Here is a 16,481-nt window from a genome sequence, read left to right on the forward strand (position 1 = left end):
GGAGGATCGGCCAATGTCACAGAAAGGAGCCGTTATGGGAACGCGTGCCCCGGAGCGCCCGGCCGCTCCGCCACGCCCCACCGGGAAACGGCGGAGGTTCAACGGGCGCCACTGGCGCTACCAGGTCGACGTCAAAGGCTCGCCGTACGCCTACGTCGCGCCGTTTTTTCTGTTGTTCTGCGCCTTCGGGCTGTTCCCGCTGCTCTACACGGCCTGGGTCAGCCTGCACGAGTGGACGCTGCTCCAGGACGAGCACCCGTTCGTCGGCCTGGACAACTTCACCGCCGTGGTCCAGGACTCCTACTTCTGGAACGCCACCTTCAACACCCTGTCGATCGGGTTCCTGTCCACCGCGCCGCAGCTGCTGCTGGCGATCTGGCTGGCGCATCTGCTGAACCGGCCGCTGCGCGCCCAGACGGTGTTCCGGGTCACCCTGCTGCTGCCCAACGTGACCAGCGTGGTCGCCGTGGTGGTCATCTTCAGCCAGATCTTCGGGCGGGACTTCGGGCTGCTCAACTGGGTGCTCTCGATCTTCGGAGCGGGTGAGATCGACTGGCGGGCCGGGACCGGGACCTCGCACATCGCCATCTCGACCATGATCATGTGGCGGTGGACCGGGTACAACGCGCTCATCCTGCTGGCGGCCATGCAGGCCGTACCCAGGGAGCTGTACGAAGCGGCCACCATCGACGGCGCGAGCAACCTCACCCAGCTGCGCAAGATCACCATTCCGATGGTCCGGCCGACGATCATCTTCGTGGTCATCACCTCGACCATCGGCGCCATGCAGATTTTCGCCGAGCCGCTGCTGTTCGGCGCGTACAGCGTCACGGGCGGCCAGGACCGGCAATACCAGACGCTCGCGCTGTTCATCTACGAGAACTTCGCCCGCCTGGACTTCGGCTACGCCTCGGCCATCTCCTGGATGATGTTCCTCTTCATCGTGGTGATCGCCGGCATCAACTTCCTGCTGACCAGCAGGACGAGGGGGGACCTGCGATGAGGGCTGCGAAAGGCATGCGGCTCACCTATCTCACCCTGATGGGCGTCGCCTTCTTCACCGCGCTGCCGCTCTACTTCAGCGTCGTGGTGGCCTCCCGGGACAACGCGGCGCTGGCCCAGGTGCCGCCGCCGCTGATCCCCGGCGGCAACTTCTTCGAGAACATCGGCCGGGTCTTCGACACCGTGCCGTTCGGGCTGGCCATGCTCAACTCGGTCATCGTGTCGGGGTCCATCGCCGTGGCGGTGATGTTCTTCTCCACGCTGGCCGGGTTCGCGTTCGCCAAGCTGGCGTTCCGCGGCCGGCAGGCGCTGCTGCTGATCACCGTGGGCACCATGATGGTGCCGTCGCTGCTCGGCATGATCCCGCTCTACATGCTGATGGTGAAGCTGGAGTGGACCGGCAGCATCTACGCGCTGATCGTGCCCGGCCTGGTCAACGCGTTCGGCGTCTTCTTCATGACGCAGTACCTCTCCCGCGCGCTGCCCACCGAGCTGCTCGAGGCGGGACGGGTGGACGGCTGCACGACCTGGGGCCTGGTCTGGCACGTGGTCTTTCCGGCCGCCCGCCCGGCCGCCGCCGTGCTCGGCATGCTCACGTTCATGAACGCCTGGAACGACTACATGTGGCCGCTGCTCGTGCTCACGCCGGAGAACCCGACCGTGCAGGTGGCCCTGTCCACCCTCGCCGCGGGCTACGTCAACGACTACGTGATGGGCCTGGCCGGTACGGCACTGGGCACCCTGCCGCTGGTCATCGTCTTCGCGTTGCTCGGCAAACACATCATCGGAGGAATCATGCAGGGAGCGGTCAAGGGATGACGTCGACCATCGAGACTCGGGGGCGTGGGAAGGTCGAACCCTCGGCACAGGCTTCCTCCGTGGTCTTTCCCGACGGCTTCATCTGGGGCGCGGCCACCGCCTCCTATCAGATCGAGGGGGCCGCGCGCGAGGACGGCCGAGGTCCGTCGATCTGGGACACCTTCTCGCGGACGCCCGGCCGGGTGACCGACGGGCACACCGGCGACGTGGCCTGTGACCACTACCACCGCTACCGCGAGGACGTCGGGCTGATGGCCGGCCTGGGGCTCGCCGTGTACCGGTTCTCCACGGCCTGGCCGCGGGTCGTGCCGGACGGCTCCGGCCCGGTCAACCCGCGGGGTCTCGACTTCTACGACAAGCTGGTCGACGAGCTGCTCGGGGCGGGCATCACGCCCTATGTCACGCTTTATCACTGGGATCTTCCGCAGAACCTGGAGGATCGGGGCGGGTGGGCCAACCGGGACACCGCTTACCGGTTCGGCGACTACGCGCAGGCCGTACAGCGGCGGCTCGGGGATCGGGTGCGGACCTGGACCACCTTGAACGAGCCGTGGGTGTCGGCGTTCCTCGGCTACTGCAGCGGGGTGCACGCGCCGGGACGCCGGTCGGAGGCGGACGCGTTCAAGGCCACCCACCACCTGCTGCTCGCGCACGGGCTGGCCGCCCAGGCGCTCACCGGGGAGCTCGCGCTCACCCTCAACCTGGCGCCCGTGGTCACGCCCGCGCAGGCCCTCGACCCCTCGGCGCCGATCTCCGACGCCGACCGGGAGGCGGTGAACCGGATCGACGCGCTGCTCAACCGGCAGTTCATCGACCCGGCGCTGCGCGGCGCGTACCCGCCGGAGGTCCTGGAGATCGCGGCGCGGCACGGCGGCCTCGACCACATCAGGGACGGCGACCTGGAGATCATCCATCAGCCCATCGACCTGCTCGGCATCAACTACTACAACCCGTGCGTCGTGGAGTCGGCCCCCGGCACGCCGGCCCACGAGGCGTACCCGGGCTCCGAGGGCATCGGCTTCGCCAGCCTGGACGTGCCGTCCACCGCGATGGGCTGGCCCATCATCCCGTCCGGCCTCTCCTCCCTGCTCGTACGGCTCAGCCAGGACTACCCCGAGGTCGGGCTGATCGTCACCGAGAACGGCGCCGCGTTCGACGACGTCGTGGTGGGCGACCGGGTCCCGGACGCCGACCGGGTGGCCTACCTGGACGGCCATCTGCGCGCCGCGCACGCCGCCATCGAGGCCGGCGCGGATCTGCGGGGTTACCTCGTCTGGTCATTGCTGGACAATTTCGAATGGGCCGAGGGATACCACCTGAGGTTCGGCATCGTCCGCGTGGACTACGGCACGCAGCGCCGGCTGCTCAAGGACAGCGCGCTGTGGTACCGCGGGGTCATCCAGCGAAACGGAATCGATTGACTTCCTCCCTCTCCTAAAGGAGGGGGAGTCCCACCTTCACAGGTGAGCTTTCCCGCTTCACCGCCGATCGCCGAAGGGAGGACCCTTGCGGTCTCACATCAGCTCCACGGGCCGACACGGCAAGACCTGCCGCCAGGATGTTCTTCGCGGCGTTGACGTCCCTGTCGTGCAGGGTGCCGCATCCCGGGCACGTCCAGTGCCGGGTGCTCAGCGACAGCGCGGGAAGCAGATGCCCGCACGCCGAGCAGGTTTTCGAGCTGGGGAGCCAGCGGTCGATCACGATCAGGTGGCGTCCGTATTTCGCGGTCTTGTACTCCAGCATGCGGCGGAAGGCGCCCCACCCGCAGTCGGAGATCGCCTTCGCCAGCGACCGGTTACCGGCCATGCCCCTGACGTTCAGGTCTTCGATCACGATCACGTCGTGGTCGCGGACCAGGCGGGCGCTGGTCTTGTGCAGGAAATCGGCGCGGGCCGCTTTCACCTTCCGGTGGGCGCGGGCGACCTTGGCCTTGGCCTTGGCCCGGTTGGCCGATCCGGTTTGCTTGCGGGCCATGCGCCGCTGGTAGCGGGCCAGGCTCGCAGCTCTGCGCTCCAGGTGGCGCGGGTTGGCGATCTTCTCCCCTTCCGAGGTGACCGCGAAGTCCTTGATCCCCACGTCAACACCCACCATGGCGCCGGTCGTGGGAGCCTGCTCGGGTTCCGCGACGTCCACGGCGAAGGACACATACCAGCGTCCGCACGGGTCACGCGAGATGGTCACCGTGGTCGGGTCGATCGCTGCGGGGTCGATGCCGGGCCAGGACCACACGAAGGCCAGCGGCGTGTCCATCTTCGCCAGCAACAGCCGCCCGTCGCGGTAGCGGAAACCCGAACGGGTGTACTCCGCGCTCTGACGGCCGTTGCGGGACTTGTAGCGCGGGTAGCGGGTGCGCCCGGCGAAGAAGCTGGTGAACGCCACCTGCTGGTGGCGGATCGCCTGCTGCAACGGGACCGAGGACACCTCGTTCAGCCATGCGGTCTCGCTGCCGGCTTTCATCGCCGTCAGGTGGGCGTTGGCCTGCACGAAGTTGGTCTTGACCTGCTCGCGGTGGAAGCGCTGGTGCCGCCAGGCGAGGGTCTGGTTCCATACGAAGCGGACGCAGCCGAAGGTGCGGTTCAGCACGCTGGCCTGTTCGGGTGCCGGGTAGGCCCGGCACTTGTACGCCGTCCGCATAAAATTGACTTTACTGAATCCATCTGCTTTGGATAAGCCGAACGCCGTGGCTCCGGCTTTCCTCCCCGCTCTGAAGGACGGGGTCTCCACCTTGAGGTACCGATGAAACGTCCTACCTTGGAGGCCGTGGCCGCCAGGGCCGGTGTGTCCAAGTCCACTGTCTCCCGGGTCGTGAACGGTGACACGACGGTGACCCCCGACTTCCGCGAGGTCGTGCTGCGCGCGGTCAACGAGCTGGGCTACGTGCCCAACTCGGTGGCCCGCAGCCTGGTCACCCAGCGGACCAACTCGATCGCGCTCATCGTCTCCGACCCTCCCGCCGGGCTGTTCTCCGACGATCCGATGTTCTCCGCCGTGGTCCGGTCGGCCAGCCGGGCCCTGGAGGCGGCCAGCAAACAGGTCGTGCTGATGCTGGCCGGCTCGGACGAGAGCCGCCTGCGGGTGCAGGAGTACATCGCCGCCGGGCACGTGGACGGCGTCATGCTGGTCTCCTTCTACGGCGCCGATCCGCTGCCCGCGGCGCTGGTACGCATGGGGTTGCCGATCGCGTCGTTCGGGAAACCGGTGTCGGCGCCGTCCATGCCGTACGTGGACAACGACAACCACGACGGCGCCGCCCAGGCCGTACGGCATCTGCTGGAGCGGGGGCGGCGGCGGATCGCGACCATCTCCGGGCCGCTGGACATGATCGCGGCCCAGGACCGGCTGACCGGCTACCGGGACACGCTCCGGGACACCGGCAGGCGCTCGATCATCGCGGTCGGGGACTTCACCCGGGTCTCCGGCGACCAGGCGATGGGCCAGCTGCTGGAGGACGACCCGGGGCTCGATGCGGTGTTCGCGGCCAACGACCTGATGGCGATCGGGGCGCTGCACGCGCTGCGGCGGGCGGGCCGGCGGGTCCCCGACGACGTGTCGGTGGTCGGCTACGACGACATCGAGGCGGCGCTCTACACCGATCCGCCGCTGACCACGGTGCGCAGCCCGATGGCCGACCAGGCGCTGGCCGTGGTCAGCCAGCTGCTGGGCCTGTTCGAGGGCGGGTCACCCGATCCCGTCATCATGCCGACGGAACTGGTGGTGAGGGAGTCGAGCTAGGTCTCACCCTGCAGTAAGCAAATGCACCAATTCGAGCTGGTATTAGTGGTATTGATGCATTCACGGACGCTTGGGGAGCATATGTCCGTAAAGCTCGGATTGGTGGATCTGCGGGACGCCGAATACTCCTACCTCGACGCGCGGGGGCACGTCTACCTCGACTACACGGGGTCCGGGCTGCCCTCGCGTCACCAGATCCGCGCCCACGCCGAACGGGTGATCGGCGGCTGCTACGGGAATCCGCATTCCCAGAACCCCACCTCCAGCGCGGCGACCGCCCTGGTGGACGGCGCGCGGGCGGCCATCCTCGCCTATTTCAACGCCTCTCCCGACGAGTACGCGGTGATCTTCACCGCCAACGCCACCGGGGCCTGCCGGCTGGTCGGCGAGGCCTATCCGTTCGGCCCGGAGACCCGGCTCGTGCTGACGAGCGACAACCACAATTCGATCAACGGCATCCGCGAGTACGCGCGAGCGCGCGACGCCGAGGTCACGACCATCGGAATGGTCAGCCCCGAACTGCGGGTGGACGAGGGCGAACTCCTCTACGCGCTGGACGGCACCCGGGGACTGCTCGCTTTCCCCGCCCAGAGCAATTTCACGGGTGTCCAGCATCCGCTGCGCTGGGTCAGCGAGGCGCGGGCGCGCGGCTACGACGTGCTGCTCGACGCCGCCGCCTTCGTGCCCGCCAACCGGCTCGATCTCAGCGTGATCCGTCCGGACTTCGTGCCGGTCAGCTGGTACAAGATCTTCGGGTATCCGACGGGCGTCGGGTGCCTGATCGCGCGCCGCGAGGCCCTGTCGCGACTTATCCGTCCATGGTTCGCGGGCGGCACGATCAAGGCCGTCAGCGCGTACGGCAACTGGCATGTCTTCAACGAGGACGAGAGCGCGTTCGAGGATGGCACCCTCAACTTCCTGTCCATCCCCGACGTGGAGGTCGGGCTGGCCTGGATCGCGGCGATCGGCATCGACGCCATCCACGATCATGTGACCCGGCTGACCGGGGTGCTGCTGGACCGGCTCACGTCCTTACGCCACCGGAACGGCGCGCCCTTCGTGAGCGTGTACGGCCCTACGGACACGCGTGATCGCGGTGCCACCGTCACCTTCAACTTCCGTACGCCCGAGGGTGACGTCGTCGACGAGCGCGATGTGGCACGTTCCTCGGCCGCTGCCGGCATATCGCTGCGGACCGGCTGCTTCTGCAATCCGGGGGCCGGTGAGGGAGCGTTCGCCATTGACGAGACTTTGCTGGCGGGGCCGTACTTCCATGCCGATCTGACCCTGGATGACTATCTGCACGCCCTGGGGTTGCCCAGTGGGGGAGCCGTCCGGGTTTCCCTCGGGCTGGCGTCCAATGTCGCGGACATCGACCGTTTCATCGAGTTCGCGACCGAGGCGTATCTGAACCGGGTGCCGGACTACGCGGACCTCGCGCCGCGTCTGCGCTGCTGAGCGGCTCAGCGGTGGAGGGACCACTCGACGCCGGGGCAGCGGTTCATGACCACGTCGAGGCCGGCGGCCTGGGCGCGGAGGGCGGACGGGACGTCGATGACGTCTAAGGGGAGCCAGATGGCGCCGGCCTTGATGGTGATCGCCTGGGTGATGGGTTCCGCGGCGTGGGCGGAGCGGCGGTAGACGGCCACGACGTCGACGGGGCCGGGAATGTCGAGCAGGGTGGGGTAGCCCTTCTCGCCGAGGACGGTCTCCGCCAGCGGGTGCACGGGCACGATGGTCCGGCCGCGTCGCTGGAGGAGCCTGGCCTGGTCGTACGCGGTCCGGCTGGGGTTGTCCGACAGCCCGACGAAGGCCCAGGTCTGGGCGTCGTGCAGGAGTCGCCGGATGACGGTCAGGTCGGCGAAACGATCGCCCGCGCGGGGGTCCATGGCTCCTTCAACATCGGGGACGCCGAGAACCATCCAGGGCCGCGAACCCGGCTGTTCAGATCGTCCTCCCCATTCGCACATATTCGGAAAAATGCGCTGATGACAATGCCCCCGCACCACGAGCCACACCGGCAGTCAACGCGGATACGAGTAATATTCACCTCCGGTCGAGGCCCAGGTGAGAGGCCACTTCACGGCCGCACCCGTGATGTTTGCCCATGCGTCATTGGTTGAATTTGTAACTAGGAACTCATCGGGTTATCCGTAATTCTCTCTGTAGAGGAAAGCAGGGAGATGGCCGTGAATGACCAGTATGAACTTTATTGCCTGGTGGACCGGCTTTTTTATGACACGCCGGACAACCGACGGTCCCAGCACCCCGATTTCCCGGTGGCGGACCGGGAGGTGCCGGCCGGTTGGGAGCACCAGCCCAGCGACACCTGGATGCACTACGCGCCGGAGACCCGGCAGATCGCCAAGCAGGGCTGGAAGATCCACGTTTCCGCCCGGCTGGAGGACGCGAACCGGGCACTGGCCGCCGTCTGGGACTACTGCGTCCCCCGCGACATCCCGTTCAAGTTCCTGCGCAGCGCCCCGGTCGTCACCATGTTCAACTCCAAAGCCGCCTCCCGCGGCGCGAGCGGCAAGCTAATCACGATATATCCGCTCGAATCGGAGCTTGAGCTGGCGCTCAAGGAGCTCGACACGCTCCTGCGCGGCATCCAGGGCCCCTACATCCTCAGCGACCTGCGCTACGCCGACGGCCCGCTCTACGTCCGGTACGGCGGCTTCGTCGCCCGCCACTGCCTCAGCGGCAACGGCGAACAGGTCACCGCGATCGAGAACGCCGACGGCGACCTCGTCCCCGACGTCCGCGGCCCCGCCTTCACGGTCCCGCCCTGGATCCCCCTGCCGGAGTTCCTCGAACCCCACCTCAAGGCCAGGAACACCGTCACCACCGGCGACCTGCCGTACGACATCGAGCAGGTCATGCACTTCTCCAACGGCGGCGGCGTCTACCTCGGCCGGGACCGGCGCACCGGCGAGCGGGTGGTGCTCAAGGAGGCCAGGCCGTACGCGGGACTGGACGCCGGCGGACGGGACGCGGTCACCCGACTCCAGCACGAACGGGACATGCTGCGTCGCCTGACCGGCCTGGACGCGGTCCCGGAATACCGCGACTACCTCACCCTCGGCGAGCACCACTTCCTCGTCATGGAGTTCGTGGACGGGAACCCGCTCCAGCGCCAGCTGGTCCATCGGTACCCGCTGACCAGGGCCGACTGCTCGATGGAGAGCCTGGCCGAGTACACGGCGTGGGTGCTGGAGACGCTGCCCAAGGTCCGCGCCGCGGTCGAGTCGCTGCACGGGCGCGGCGTGGTCTTCGGCGACCTGCACCCGAACAACATCCTGGTCACCGAGACCGGCCGGGTGGTCCTGATCGACTTCGAGGTGGCCATGCCCGTCGAAGCCCAGGGCCGGTCACTGCTCGCGCACCCCGCCTTCCAGGCCCCGCCGGACCGGCGCGGCGCCGACGTCGATCTCTACTCGCTGGCCTGCCTCTGCTTCGGCCTGTTCGCCCCCCAGGCGACCATCATGCTCCCGCTCACCCAGAACAAGATCACCCAACTGGCCCGCCTGATCACCACGACCTTCCCGGTCCCTCCGGAGACCATCGAAACCGCCCTGCGCACCATTCGCGGCACCGCGGACGACCTGCCCTACGGCTGGCCGTCCGGTCCGGCCGCGATGGTCCGGGCGATCCTGGCGACCGCCACGCCCGGTCGCCAGGATCGGCTCTTCCCCGGGGACATCGCGCAGTTCCGGCCGGGCGGCGGCATCAACGTCGCGTACGGCGCGGCCGGCGTGCTCTACGCGCTGGACGCGGCCGGCGCCGGGCGGTATCCCGACCACGAGGAATGGCTGCTGGACAGGGCCGCGCGGCCCGAGCCCGGCACCCCGCCCGGCTTCTACGACGGCCTGCACGGCGTCGCCCACGTGCTCGACCGGTTCGGGCATCGGCGGACCGCCCTCACCCTGGTCGACCGGGCGATGTCCGAAGCCTGGCGGCGGCTGGACACCGGCCTGGCCACCGGACTGGCCGGAATCGGGCTGAACCTGCTCCACCTCGGGCTGGACGCGCAGCCGATCATCGAAGCCTGCGTCGACCGCTTACCGGCCGACGTGCCCGAACTGAGCGGCGGCGCCAACCCCAGGGCCGGGCTCATGCACGGCGCGAGCGGCTCCGCCCTGCTGTTCCTGCACGCCTACGAGCGAACCGGCCAGAGCGTGCTGCTCGACCTCGCCGAGCAGGCGCTCCGGCAGGATCTGCGGCGATGCGTCCGCACCCAGGACGGTTCGCTCCAGGTCAACCAGGGCTGGCGCACGCTGCCGTACCTGGAGGAGGGGTCGGTCGGGATCGCTCTCGTGCTGGCCCGATACCTCACCCACCGGCCCGACGAGGAACTGCGCGCGGATCTGGACGCGCTGCTGCTCGTCACCCGGTCCCGCTACTTCGTGCAGCCCGGCCTGTTCGCCGGCCGGGCGGGCCTGGTCCTCGCCGAACCGGGGCTGATCCCCGGCCTGGACTGGCATGCCCTTCCCTACCGGGACGGACTCGCGTTCCCCGGTGACCAGCTGCTCCGCATCTCGATGGATTTCGCCACCGGGACCGCGGGCGTGCTGTTCGCCGTGAGCGGCGCTCCGCTCCCCTTCCTGCGACCGCCTGGCGATCCCGCCGGTTCAGGGGCGCCCCTGTGACCGGACGCCGAGCGGCACCCGTACCGACCAGCGATCGAAGGAGGTGACACACGCACATGGTTCTTCTCGACCTCCAGGCGATGGAAGTTCCCGGCGGTGGCCACGGCCACGGCGGGGGCGGCAGCACGCTGACCCTGCTCGGCTGCCAGTCGAACTCGCCGAGCAACCTGAGCCTTCTGCTCTGCCACTGATGACGCTTCCGAAATCCCCCGATAAAGAAGGAGCACGATCATGGTTCTTCTCGACCTCCAGGCGATGGAAGTTCCCGGCGGTGGCCACGGCCACGGCGGCGGTGGGAGCACGCTGACCCTGCTCGGCTGCCAGTCGAACTCGCCGAGCAACCTGAGCCTGCTGCTCTGCCACTAGGACGAGTCCCCGAGCCCTGAGCTGCCCCAGCTCAGGGCTCGGCCCGTCCGTGTTTCGCGGAAGGAGAGCCGGTGCGTACCGCGGATCAGCTGGTGGCCGGGGCGATCAGGCGCGGCGGCCCGGCCGTCGGGGTCCTGGCCGTGACCTCGGTGGCCGGGGGGGTGCTCGCGCTGGCCCTGCCGTACGCGCTGGGGCGGGCCGCCGACGCGAGGTCCGGGGGCTGGCTCGCCGGGTGCGTCGCGGTCGTCGGGCTGCTGGTCGTCTGTGACACATTCGGGGTGTGGGCGGGAGGCGCGAGCGGGGCGCGGGCCTCGGCCTGGGTGCGGCACCGGGTGCTGCGGCATGTGCTCGGGGTCGGGCCGGGATTGACCCGGTCGGTGCCGGAAGGCGATCTGGTGACCCGGCTCGGGATGAACGCGGAAGAGGTCGGGCGTGCCCCGGATGCCGCGATCACCGGCGCGACCATGCTCATTCCGGCGGTGGGCAGCCTGGTGGCGCTCCTGCTCATCGATCCCTGGCTGGCGCTGACGCTGGTGGCCGGGCTCACACTGATCATGCTGGTCCTGCGGGCGTTCCTGCGGGTCTCGACCGCGCTGGCGGGGGACTACCAGGAGGCGCAGGCCGACATCGCGTCCCGGCTGGTGGACGCCGTCGCCGGGGCCAGGACCATCGCCGCCGCCGGCACCGCCGCCCAGGAGACCCGCCGCGTGCTGTCGGCGCTGCCGCGGGTCCGCGCGCACGCCCTGGAGCTGTGGCGGGTGCGCGCCCAGGCGGGGGTGCGGGCCGCCGTGGTGGTCCCGCTGCTCGAAGTGTGCGTGCTCGGCGTCGGCGGGTACCGCCTCGCCGCCGGCGACCTGACCGCCGGTGAACTGTACGCCTCCGCCCGCTATGTCGTCCTCGGCGCCGGCCTCGGCTCCGCCCTCGGCTACGTCAGCCAGGTCGCCCGTGCCCGCGCCGCCGCCCGCCGCCTGGTCCGGCTCCTGGACGAATGCCCGGCTCCCCATGGCGTACGGCGCCTGCCCGACGGACCCGGCGTCCTCGTCTTCCACGACGTGATGGCCCGCGGCCTCCACATCCCCGACCTGACGATCCCCGGCGGCTCCGCCGTCGCCGTCGTCGGCCGCTCCGGCTCCGGCAAATCCCGCCTCGCCTGCCTGGCCGGCCGCCTCGCCGACCCCGCCAGAGGCCAGGTCCTCCTCGACGACGTCCCCCTCAACCGCCTGTCCCGTACGGCCCTGCGCGAAGCGATCGGCTACGCCTTCGAGCGCCCCTGCCTGGTCGGGGACACGGTCGCCGACGCCATCGGACCCTCGGCAGAACAGGCCGCCCAGGCCGCGGGGGCCGACGCGTTCATCAGGCGGCTCCCGTCCGGGTACGCCACGCCGCTCGCCGACGCGCCCATGTCCGGCGGCGAACGCCAGCGCGTCGGCCTGGCCCGCGCGTTCGCGCACGGCGACCGGCTGCTGGTGCTGGACGACGCCACCTCCAGCCTGGACACCATCACCGAGCACCAGGTGGGGGCCGCGCTGGCGGCGGATCGCCGTACCCGTCTGATCGTCACGCACCGGGCCGCCATGGCGGCCCGCGCGGACCTGGTCGTCTGGCTGGAGCGGGGCCGGGTGCGCGGCTACGACCGGCACGACCGGCTGTGGCGCAATCCGGACTACCGCGCGGTCTTCCAAGGAGAGGCGTCATGAGGGCCGCCGCGCGGGTGCTGGCGCGGGCGGTGACGCGGGAGCCCGGGCGGGCGGCGCGGCTGGCCGCCTGGTCGGTGGCGGAGGTGGCGCCGTCGTTCGTGATCGGGCTGGCGCTGGCGGGCGCCATCGACGACGGCTTCGGGGCCGGCGAGCCGATGGTCGGGCTGGTCTGGGTCGGCGTGCTGGGTCTGTCGTGGGTGGTGGCGGCGGTGGGCGCGCGGCAGGCGCTGATGGCGCTGGCCGGGATCGTGGAGCCGTTCCGGGAGCGCCTGGCCGCCGGGGTCGTGCGGGACGCGCTGGCGGGCGGACGGGTGGAGGCCGCCGCCGTGACCCGGTCGAACCTGCAGGTGGAGGTGGCCAGGGACGCCTTCGCGACCGTGCTCGGCGTGCTGCGGTCCTTCGTGTTCACGCTGGTCAGCGTCGCGTTAGGGCTGGCGGCGCTGATGCCGGAGGTGCTGGTCTTGGTGCTCGCGCCGTTCGCGCTCGGGCTCGGGCTGTTCCTGCTGTCGCTGCCCGCGCTGGCCCGGCGGCAGCGCGCGTTCCTCGTGGCCGACGAGCGGACCACGGAATGGGTCACGGTGGCGATGGGCGCGTTGCGGGACGTCACCGCCTGCGGCGCGGAGGAGCGTACGGGTGAGCTGGTCGGACGCCGGATCGACGAGCAGGCCGCGGCGGCGGGGACACTCGCCCGGGTCACCGCCGTACGGACCTTCGCGCTCGGTCTCGGCGGCTGGGCCCCGGTGCTGCTGGTCCTGGCCTTCGCGCCCGGCCTGGGGGCGAGCCCCGGCATGGTGGTCGGGATCGTGGCCGCCGTCCTGCAGTCTTTGACTCCTGCGCTGAACGGCCTGGTGGAGGGGCTCGGTGTGAGCGGGGTCCGGCTGATGGTCACCCTGGAGCGGCTCATGGGCGACCGTCCGGCGGCGGGTCCCGACCGGCTGACCCCGCCGGACGTACGAGTCGAGCTGTCCGGGGCGACCTTCCGGTACGGACCTCACGCGGACCCCGTCGTCTCGGACCTCGACCTGACCGTGCCGGAGGGCGAGCATCTCGCCGTCGTCGGCCCGAGCGGAATCGGCAAATCCACCCTGGCCGCCCTCATCACGGGGTTGGTCCAGCCCGGCGAAGGCACGGTCACCGTCGGCGGCGTGGCCGCGGAGCGGGTGGACCCGGCCGCGCGGGTGCTCATCCCGCAGGAGGCGTACGTGTTCCGCGGCACGCTCTGGGACAACCTCACCTACCTGTCGGTCGCCTCGGAGTCCCGGGTCGACGGCGCGGTGGCGGAGGTCGGCGCGGACGGGCTGGTCCAGCGGCTCGGGGGCTACCAGGCCGAGATCCACGCGGCGGAGCTGACCCCGGGGGAACGGCAGCTGGTCGCGTTGGTCCGCGCCTACCTGTCGCCGGCACGCCTCACGATCCTGGACGAATCCACCTGCCACCTCGATCCCGCCGCGGAGGCCCGCGCGGAGGAGGCGTTCGCCCGCCGGGGCGGCACCCTGATCGTCATCGCCCACCGCCTCACCTCGGCCATGCGCGCCCAGCGCATCCTCGTCCTGGACGGCGCGGAAGCCGTCTCCGGCACCCACGCCGACCTTCTTCGCACGTCTCGCCTCTACGCCGACCTCGCCGGCCAGTGGGACCCCGACCTGGAGCAGGTGTCATGACATATCCGTACGCGGAACGCCAGCCCATCGTGGACGTCGTCCACGGTCACCGGATTGAGGATCCGTACCGCTGGCTGGAGGACCCGGCCAGTCCGGAGACCGAGAAATGGCTGGCAGCCCAGGACGAGCTGTGGCGCGGCCACTCCCTGCCGGCGCGCAGCCGCCTCCGCACCCGGATCGCCGAACTCACCGCCGTCGGCGTGACCGGCGTGCCCACCTGGCGCGGCGACCGCGCCTTCCGCGTCCGCCGCGACCCCGGCCAGGAGCACGCCATCCTGTACGTCGGCGTCCCCGGCCTCCCGTCCGAGCTGGACTGGCGGGTGGTGCTCGACCCGATGATGGTCGACCCCGCGGGCACGACCACGCTGGACGAGTGGCATCCCTCGCCCGACGGGAAGCTCGTCGCCGTGCAGCTCTCCCGCCGCGGAGCCGAACGCGCCCAGCTCTACGTGCTGGACGTGATGACCGGCGAGATCGTGGACGGCCCGGTGGGGGACTGCCGGTACTCGCCGGTGGCCTGGCTCCCGTCCTCGGACGCGTACTACTACATCGGCGGACGAGTGGCCCATCTGCGGCGCATCGGGGGAGAAGACCACGCCCTGGTCGAAGCGGACGGCCTCGCGCTCAGCGCGGACGGGCGATGGCTCACCCTCTCCACCAACCACGGGACCGGCAACGACATCCAGCTGTGCGACCTGGCCGGGTCGCGCTGGCGGGAGATCCCGGGCGACGGCGCCAAGACGGCCGTCAACGTGGCGGCGGACGGGCGGCTCTACGTCGCGACCACGCGGGACGCGCCCCGGGTGCGGCTCGCCGTCGCCGATCCCGGCGATCCGGAGCACTGGCGGGATCTCGTGCCGGAGGATCCGGAGGCCGTACTCACCGATTTCGCATTGCTCGACGGCGCGTTGCTGGTCGCCAGGATCAGGCACGCGATCGGCGAGATCAATGTGCACGACCCCGTGACCGGGGAGTGGAGAAGCGCGGTTCCGCTTCCCGGTCACGGTTCCATCGGGCGGATGTCCGCGCGTGGGCACGAGTGCTGGTTCACGTACGCGGACTATGTGACGCCGGAGAGCGTGTACCGGTACGACGCCCGTACGGGGGAGACGACGCTCTGGGAGGGCGCGCCCGGGCGGGCCCGGCTGCCGGAGGTCGAGTCGCACCAGATCGAGTATCCGTCCGCCGACGGGACGCTGATCCGCATGGTGGTGCTGTCCGGTCCCGCCACCGGTCCCCGGCCATGCATCTTGTACGGCTACGGGGGATTCGGGGTGCCGTTGACTCCGGCGTACTCGAGCTATGTCCTGCCCTGGATCGAGGCGGGGGGAGTGTTCGCTTTCGCGCAGATCCGCGGCGGCGGCGAAGAAGGCGAAGACTGGCATCGCGCCGGCACCCTCAACCGGAAACAGAACGTCTTCTCTGATTTCGCCGCCGCCGCGGAAGCTCTGATCGCCCGCCGCTGGACCACGCCCGAACGGCTGGGCATCTGCGGCGAGTCCAACGGCGGGCTGCTCGTCGGCGCGATGCTCACCCAGCGCCCCGACCTGTTCGCCGCCGCCGTCTGTTCCGCCCCCGTCCTCGACATGGCCCGCTACGAGCTCTCCGGCCTAGGCCCCCGCTGGCGCGCCGAGTACGGCTCCGCCGCCGACCCCGACGCCCTCGCCTGGCTTCTTGGCTATTCCCCTTATCACCACGTACGCGAGGGAGTGCGGTACCCCGCGACCCTTTTCACGGTCTTCGGGGGGGACACCCGGGTCGATCCCCTGCATGCCCGGAAGATGTGCGCCGCCCTGCAACACGCCACCGCCGGTCCCCGTCCGATCCTGCTCCGCCATGAGCCCGAGGTGGGTCACGGCGGCCGTGCGGCCAGCCGTTCCGTCGACCTGGCGGCCGACATGCTGGCCTTCTTCACCGCTCATCTCCGATGCTGATTTCCGGTTGGTCAGGCACAGGCCATCTCGAACCAGACCTTGTTCCGTCCGGCCTCGCGGACCATGCCCCAGCGGGCGGAGAGGGCGTCCAGCAGCGGCAGGCCCCGGCCGCTGGAGGCGTTCGGGAGGGAGTGGCCGGCGCATGGCGGGCTGGCCGATCCCTCGTCCTGGACGCACACCCGGACCCGGCCGCGCGGGAAGGTCACGGTCACCGTGAACTCGCCGCCGTCGCCCGACCGGGAGTGCACCACCGCGTTGGTGGCGATCTCGCTGGTCAGGAGCACGCAGTCGTCATGTAAAGGGTGGTCGCGCCCGAGTGTCGCCGATACCAGGCGCCGGGCCTGCACCACCTGATCCCGGCCCCCCGCCAGTCGTGCCTCTACGTTTCCGACCTTCCGGACCTTCTCGACAGTGCTGGTGATCCCCATCTCGTTCCCCGACCCGTTCATGACCCCTCCTATGGCCGTGCAATGAAGACGCTCGGGCAGCGGTCTTGAGATGTCGCGAGAAGGTAGGAGTTGGCTTCCCTGATAGATCCGGTTAGTCCGGGATGTGAGGCTTGTGGCGGCGGGGTGGTTCTGGTGCGGGTATGTCTTGGTAGAGGTGTGCCGTTTGTGGGGG

The 16,481-nt window shown here is 70.1% G+C and carries 14 protein-coding genes; 11 read left to right on the plus strand and 3 right to left on the minus strand.

Annotated elements, in window-relative coordinates; all coding sequences use genetic code 11:
- Window positions 1–34: 34 nt before the first annotated feature.
- From Aph01nite_RS02210 to Aph01nite_RS02220, 3 genes are read left to right on the plus strand one after another with little or no spacing between them, the layout of a single operon-like run.
- Window positions 35–1,003, plus strand: coding sequence for a carbohydrate ABC transporter permease (locus Aph01nite_RS02210; RefSeq protein WP_204039002.1), 969 nt, complete (start codon window positions 35–37; stop codon window positions 1,001–1,003).
- A complete protein-coding gene (locus Aph01nite_RS02215) occupies window positions 1,000–1,821 on the plus strand; it encodes a carbohydrate ABC transporter permease (RefSeq protein ID WP_239161337.1) in 822 nt (273 codons plus the stop codon). Before Aph01nite_RS02210 ends, Aph01nite_RS02215 begins: the two co-directional genes overlap by 4 nt.
- 59 nt (window positions 1,822–1,880) lie before the next feature.
- Window positions 1,881–3,242, plus strand: coding sequence for a GH1 family beta-glucosidase (locus Aph01nite_RS02220; protein ID WP_239161338.1), 1,362 nt, complete (start codon window positions 1,881–1,883; stop codon window positions 3,240–3,242).
- Between the two features lie 13 nt (window positions 3,243–3,255).
- Here the strand turns inward: Aph01nite_RS02220 and Aph01nite_RS02225 are convergent, their stop codons facing one another.
- Window positions 3,256–4,455 carry an RNA-guided endonuclease InsQ/TnpB family protein gene (locus Aph01nite_RS02225; RefSeq protein WP_204039004.1) on the minus strand — a complete coding sequence of 400 codons (1,200 nt, stop codon included), beginning with the start codon at window positions 4,453–4,455 and terminating at the stop codon, window positions 3,256–3,258.
- 102 nt (window positions 4,456–4,557) lie between these two features.
- On the opposite strand from Aph01nite_RS02225, the gene Aph01nite_RS02230 reads away from it, so the two are divergent.
- Both Aph01nite_RS02230 and Aph01nite_RS02235 read left to right on the plus strand, forming a co-directional pair.
- Window positions 4,558–5,553 (plus strand): LacI family DNA-binding transcriptional regulator, encoded by a 996-nt coding sequence (locus Aph01nite_RS02230; RefSeq protein WP_204039005.1) that lies wholly within the window; start codon window positions 4,558–4,560, stop codon window positions 5,551–5,553.
- A gap of 81 nt (window positions 5,554–5,634) precedes the next feature.
- Window positions 5,635–7,011 carry an aminotransferase class V-fold PLP-dependent enzyme gene (locus tag Aph01nite_RS02235; protein ID WP_239161339.1) on the plus strand — a complete coding sequence of 459 codons (1,377 nt, stop codon included), beginning with the start codon at window positions 5,635–5,637 and terminating at the stop codon, window positions 7,009–7,011.
- A 5-nt stretch (window positions 7,012–7,016) separates the two neighbouring features.
- Here Aph01nite_RS02235 and Aph01nite_RS02240 read toward each other — a convergent pair whose 3' ends face one another.
- The gene (locus tag Aph01nite_RS02240) at window positions 7,017–7,442 is read right to left on the minus strand and encodes a CoA-binding protein (RefSeq protein WP_204039007.1); all 426 of its coding nucleotides are present in this window, start codon (window positions 7,440–7,442) and stop codon (window positions 7,017–7,019) included.
- A gap of 300 nt (window positions 7,443–7,742) precedes the next feature.
- On the opposite strand from Aph01nite_RS02240, the gene lanKC reads away from it, so the two are divergent.
- From lanKC to Aph01nite_RS02270, 6 genes are all read left to right on the plus strand, one after another.
- Window positions 7,743–10,202 (plus strand): class III lanthionine synthetase LanKC, encoded by a 2,460-nt coding sequence (lanKC, locus tag Aph01nite_RS02245; protein ID WP_204039008.1) that lies wholly within the window; start codon window positions 7,743–7,745, stop codon window positions 10,200–10,202.
- A 56-nt stretch (window positions 10,203–10,258) separates the two neighbouring features.
- Window positions 10,259–10,393 carry a SapB/AmfS family lanthipeptide gene (locus Aph01nite_RS02250; protein WP_204039009.1) on the plus strand — a complete coding sequence of 45 codons (135 nt, stop codon included), beginning with the start codon at window positions 10,259–10,261 and terminating at the stop codon, window positions 10,391–10,393.
- Window positions 10,394–10,433: 40 nt separating this feature from the next.
- Complete coding sequence (locus Aph01nite_RS02255) at window positions 10,434–10,568, plus strand: SapB/AmfS family lanthipeptide (RefSeq protein ID WP_204039009.1); 135 nt, start codon at window positions 10,434–10,436, stop codon at window positions 10,566–10,568.
- Window positions 10,569–10,639: 71 nt separating this feature from the next.
- Window positions 10,640–12,265, plus strand: coding sequence for an ATP-binding cassette domain-containing protein (locus tag Aph01nite_RS02260; RefSeq protein WP_204039010.1), 1,626 nt, complete (start codon window positions 10,640–10,642; stop codon window positions 12,263–12,265).
- Window positions 12,262–13,926 (plus strand): ATP-binding cassette domain-containing protein, encoded by a 1,665-nt coding sequence (locus tag Aph01nite_RS02265; RefSeq protein ID WP_204039011.1) that lies wholly within the window; start codon window positions 12,262–12,264, stop codon window positions 13,924–13,926. Before Aph01nite_RS02260 ends, Aph01nite_RS02265 begins: the two co-directional genes overlap by 4 nt.
- Entirely contained in the window at window positions 13,923–15,860 is a 1,938-nt protein-coding gene (locus Aph01nite_RS02270) for a prolyl oligopeptidase family serine peptidase (protein ID WP_204039012.1), read from the plus strand. Before Aph01nite_RS02265 ends, Aph01nite_RS02270 begins: the two co-directional genes overlap by 4 nt.
- 11 nt (window positions 15,861–15,871) lie before the next feature.
- On the opposite strand, the gene Aph01nite_RS02275 is transcribed toward Aph01nite_RS02270, so the two are convergent.
- Window positions 15,872–16,309 (minus strand): ATP-binding protein, encoded by a 438-nt coding sequence (locus Aph01nite_RS02275; protein WP_239161340.1) that lies wholly within the window; start codon window positions 16,307–16,309, stop codon window positions 15,872–15,874.
- Between the last annotated feature and the right edge of the window lie 172 nt (window positions 16,310–16,481).

Source organism: Acrocarpospora phusangensis (assembly GCF_016862995.1).
Taxonomy (GTDB): Bacteria; Actinomycetota; Actinomycetes; order Streptosporangiales; family Streptosporangiaceae; genus Acrocarpospora; species Acrocarpospora phusangensis.

Excerpts from the sequence above, each read along its gene's own strand:
- Aph01nite_RS02270 (WP_204039012.1), top strand. The coding sequence starts at position 13,923 with ATGACATATCCGTACGCGGAACGCCAGCCCATCGTGGACGTCGTCCAC.
- Aph01nite_RS02235 (WP_239161339.1), top strand. The coding sequence starts at position 5,635 with ATGTCCGTAAAGCTCGGATTGGTGGATCTGCGGGACGCCGAATACTCC.
- Aph01nite_RS02215 (WP_239161337.1), top strand. The coding sequence starts at position 1,000 with ATGAGGGCTGCGAAAGGCATGCGGCTCACCTATCTCACCCTGATGGGC.
- Aph01nite_RS02265 (WP_204039011.1), top strand. The coding sequence starts at position 12,262 with ATGAGGGCCGCCGCGCGGGTGCTGGCGCGGGCGGTGACGCGGGAGCCC.
- Aph01nite_RS02230 (WP_204039005.1), top strand. The coding sequence starts at position 4,558 with ATGAAACGTCCTACCTTGGAGGCCGTGGCCGCCAGGGCCGGTGTGTCC.
- Aph01nite_RS02250 (WP_204039009.1), top strand. The coding sequence starts at position 10,259 with ATGGTTCTTCTCGACCTCCAGGCGATGGAAGTTCCCGGCGGTGGCCAC.
- Aph01nite_RS02240 (WP_204039007.1), bottom strand. The coding sequence starts at position 7,442 with ATGGACCCCCGCGCGGGCGATCGTTTCGCCGACCTGACCGTCATCCGG.
- Aph01nite_RS02275 (WP_239161340.1), bottom strand. The coding sequence starts at position 16,309 with ATGAACGGGTCGGGGAACGAGATGGGGATCACCAGCACTGTCGAGAAG.
- Aph01nite_RS02255 (WP_204039009.1), top strand. The coding sequence starts at position 10,434 with ATGGTTCTTCTCGACCTCCAGGCGATGGAAGTTCCCGGCGGTGGCCAC.
- Aph01nite_RS02210 (WP_204039002.1), top strand. The coding sequence starts at position 35 with ATGGGAACGCGTGCCCCGGAGCGCCCGGCCGCTCCGCCACGCCCCACC.
- Aph01nite_RS02225 (WP_204039004.1), bottom strand. The coding sequence starts at position 4,455 with ATGCGGACGGCGTACAAGTGCCGGGCCTACCCGGCACCCGAACAGGCC.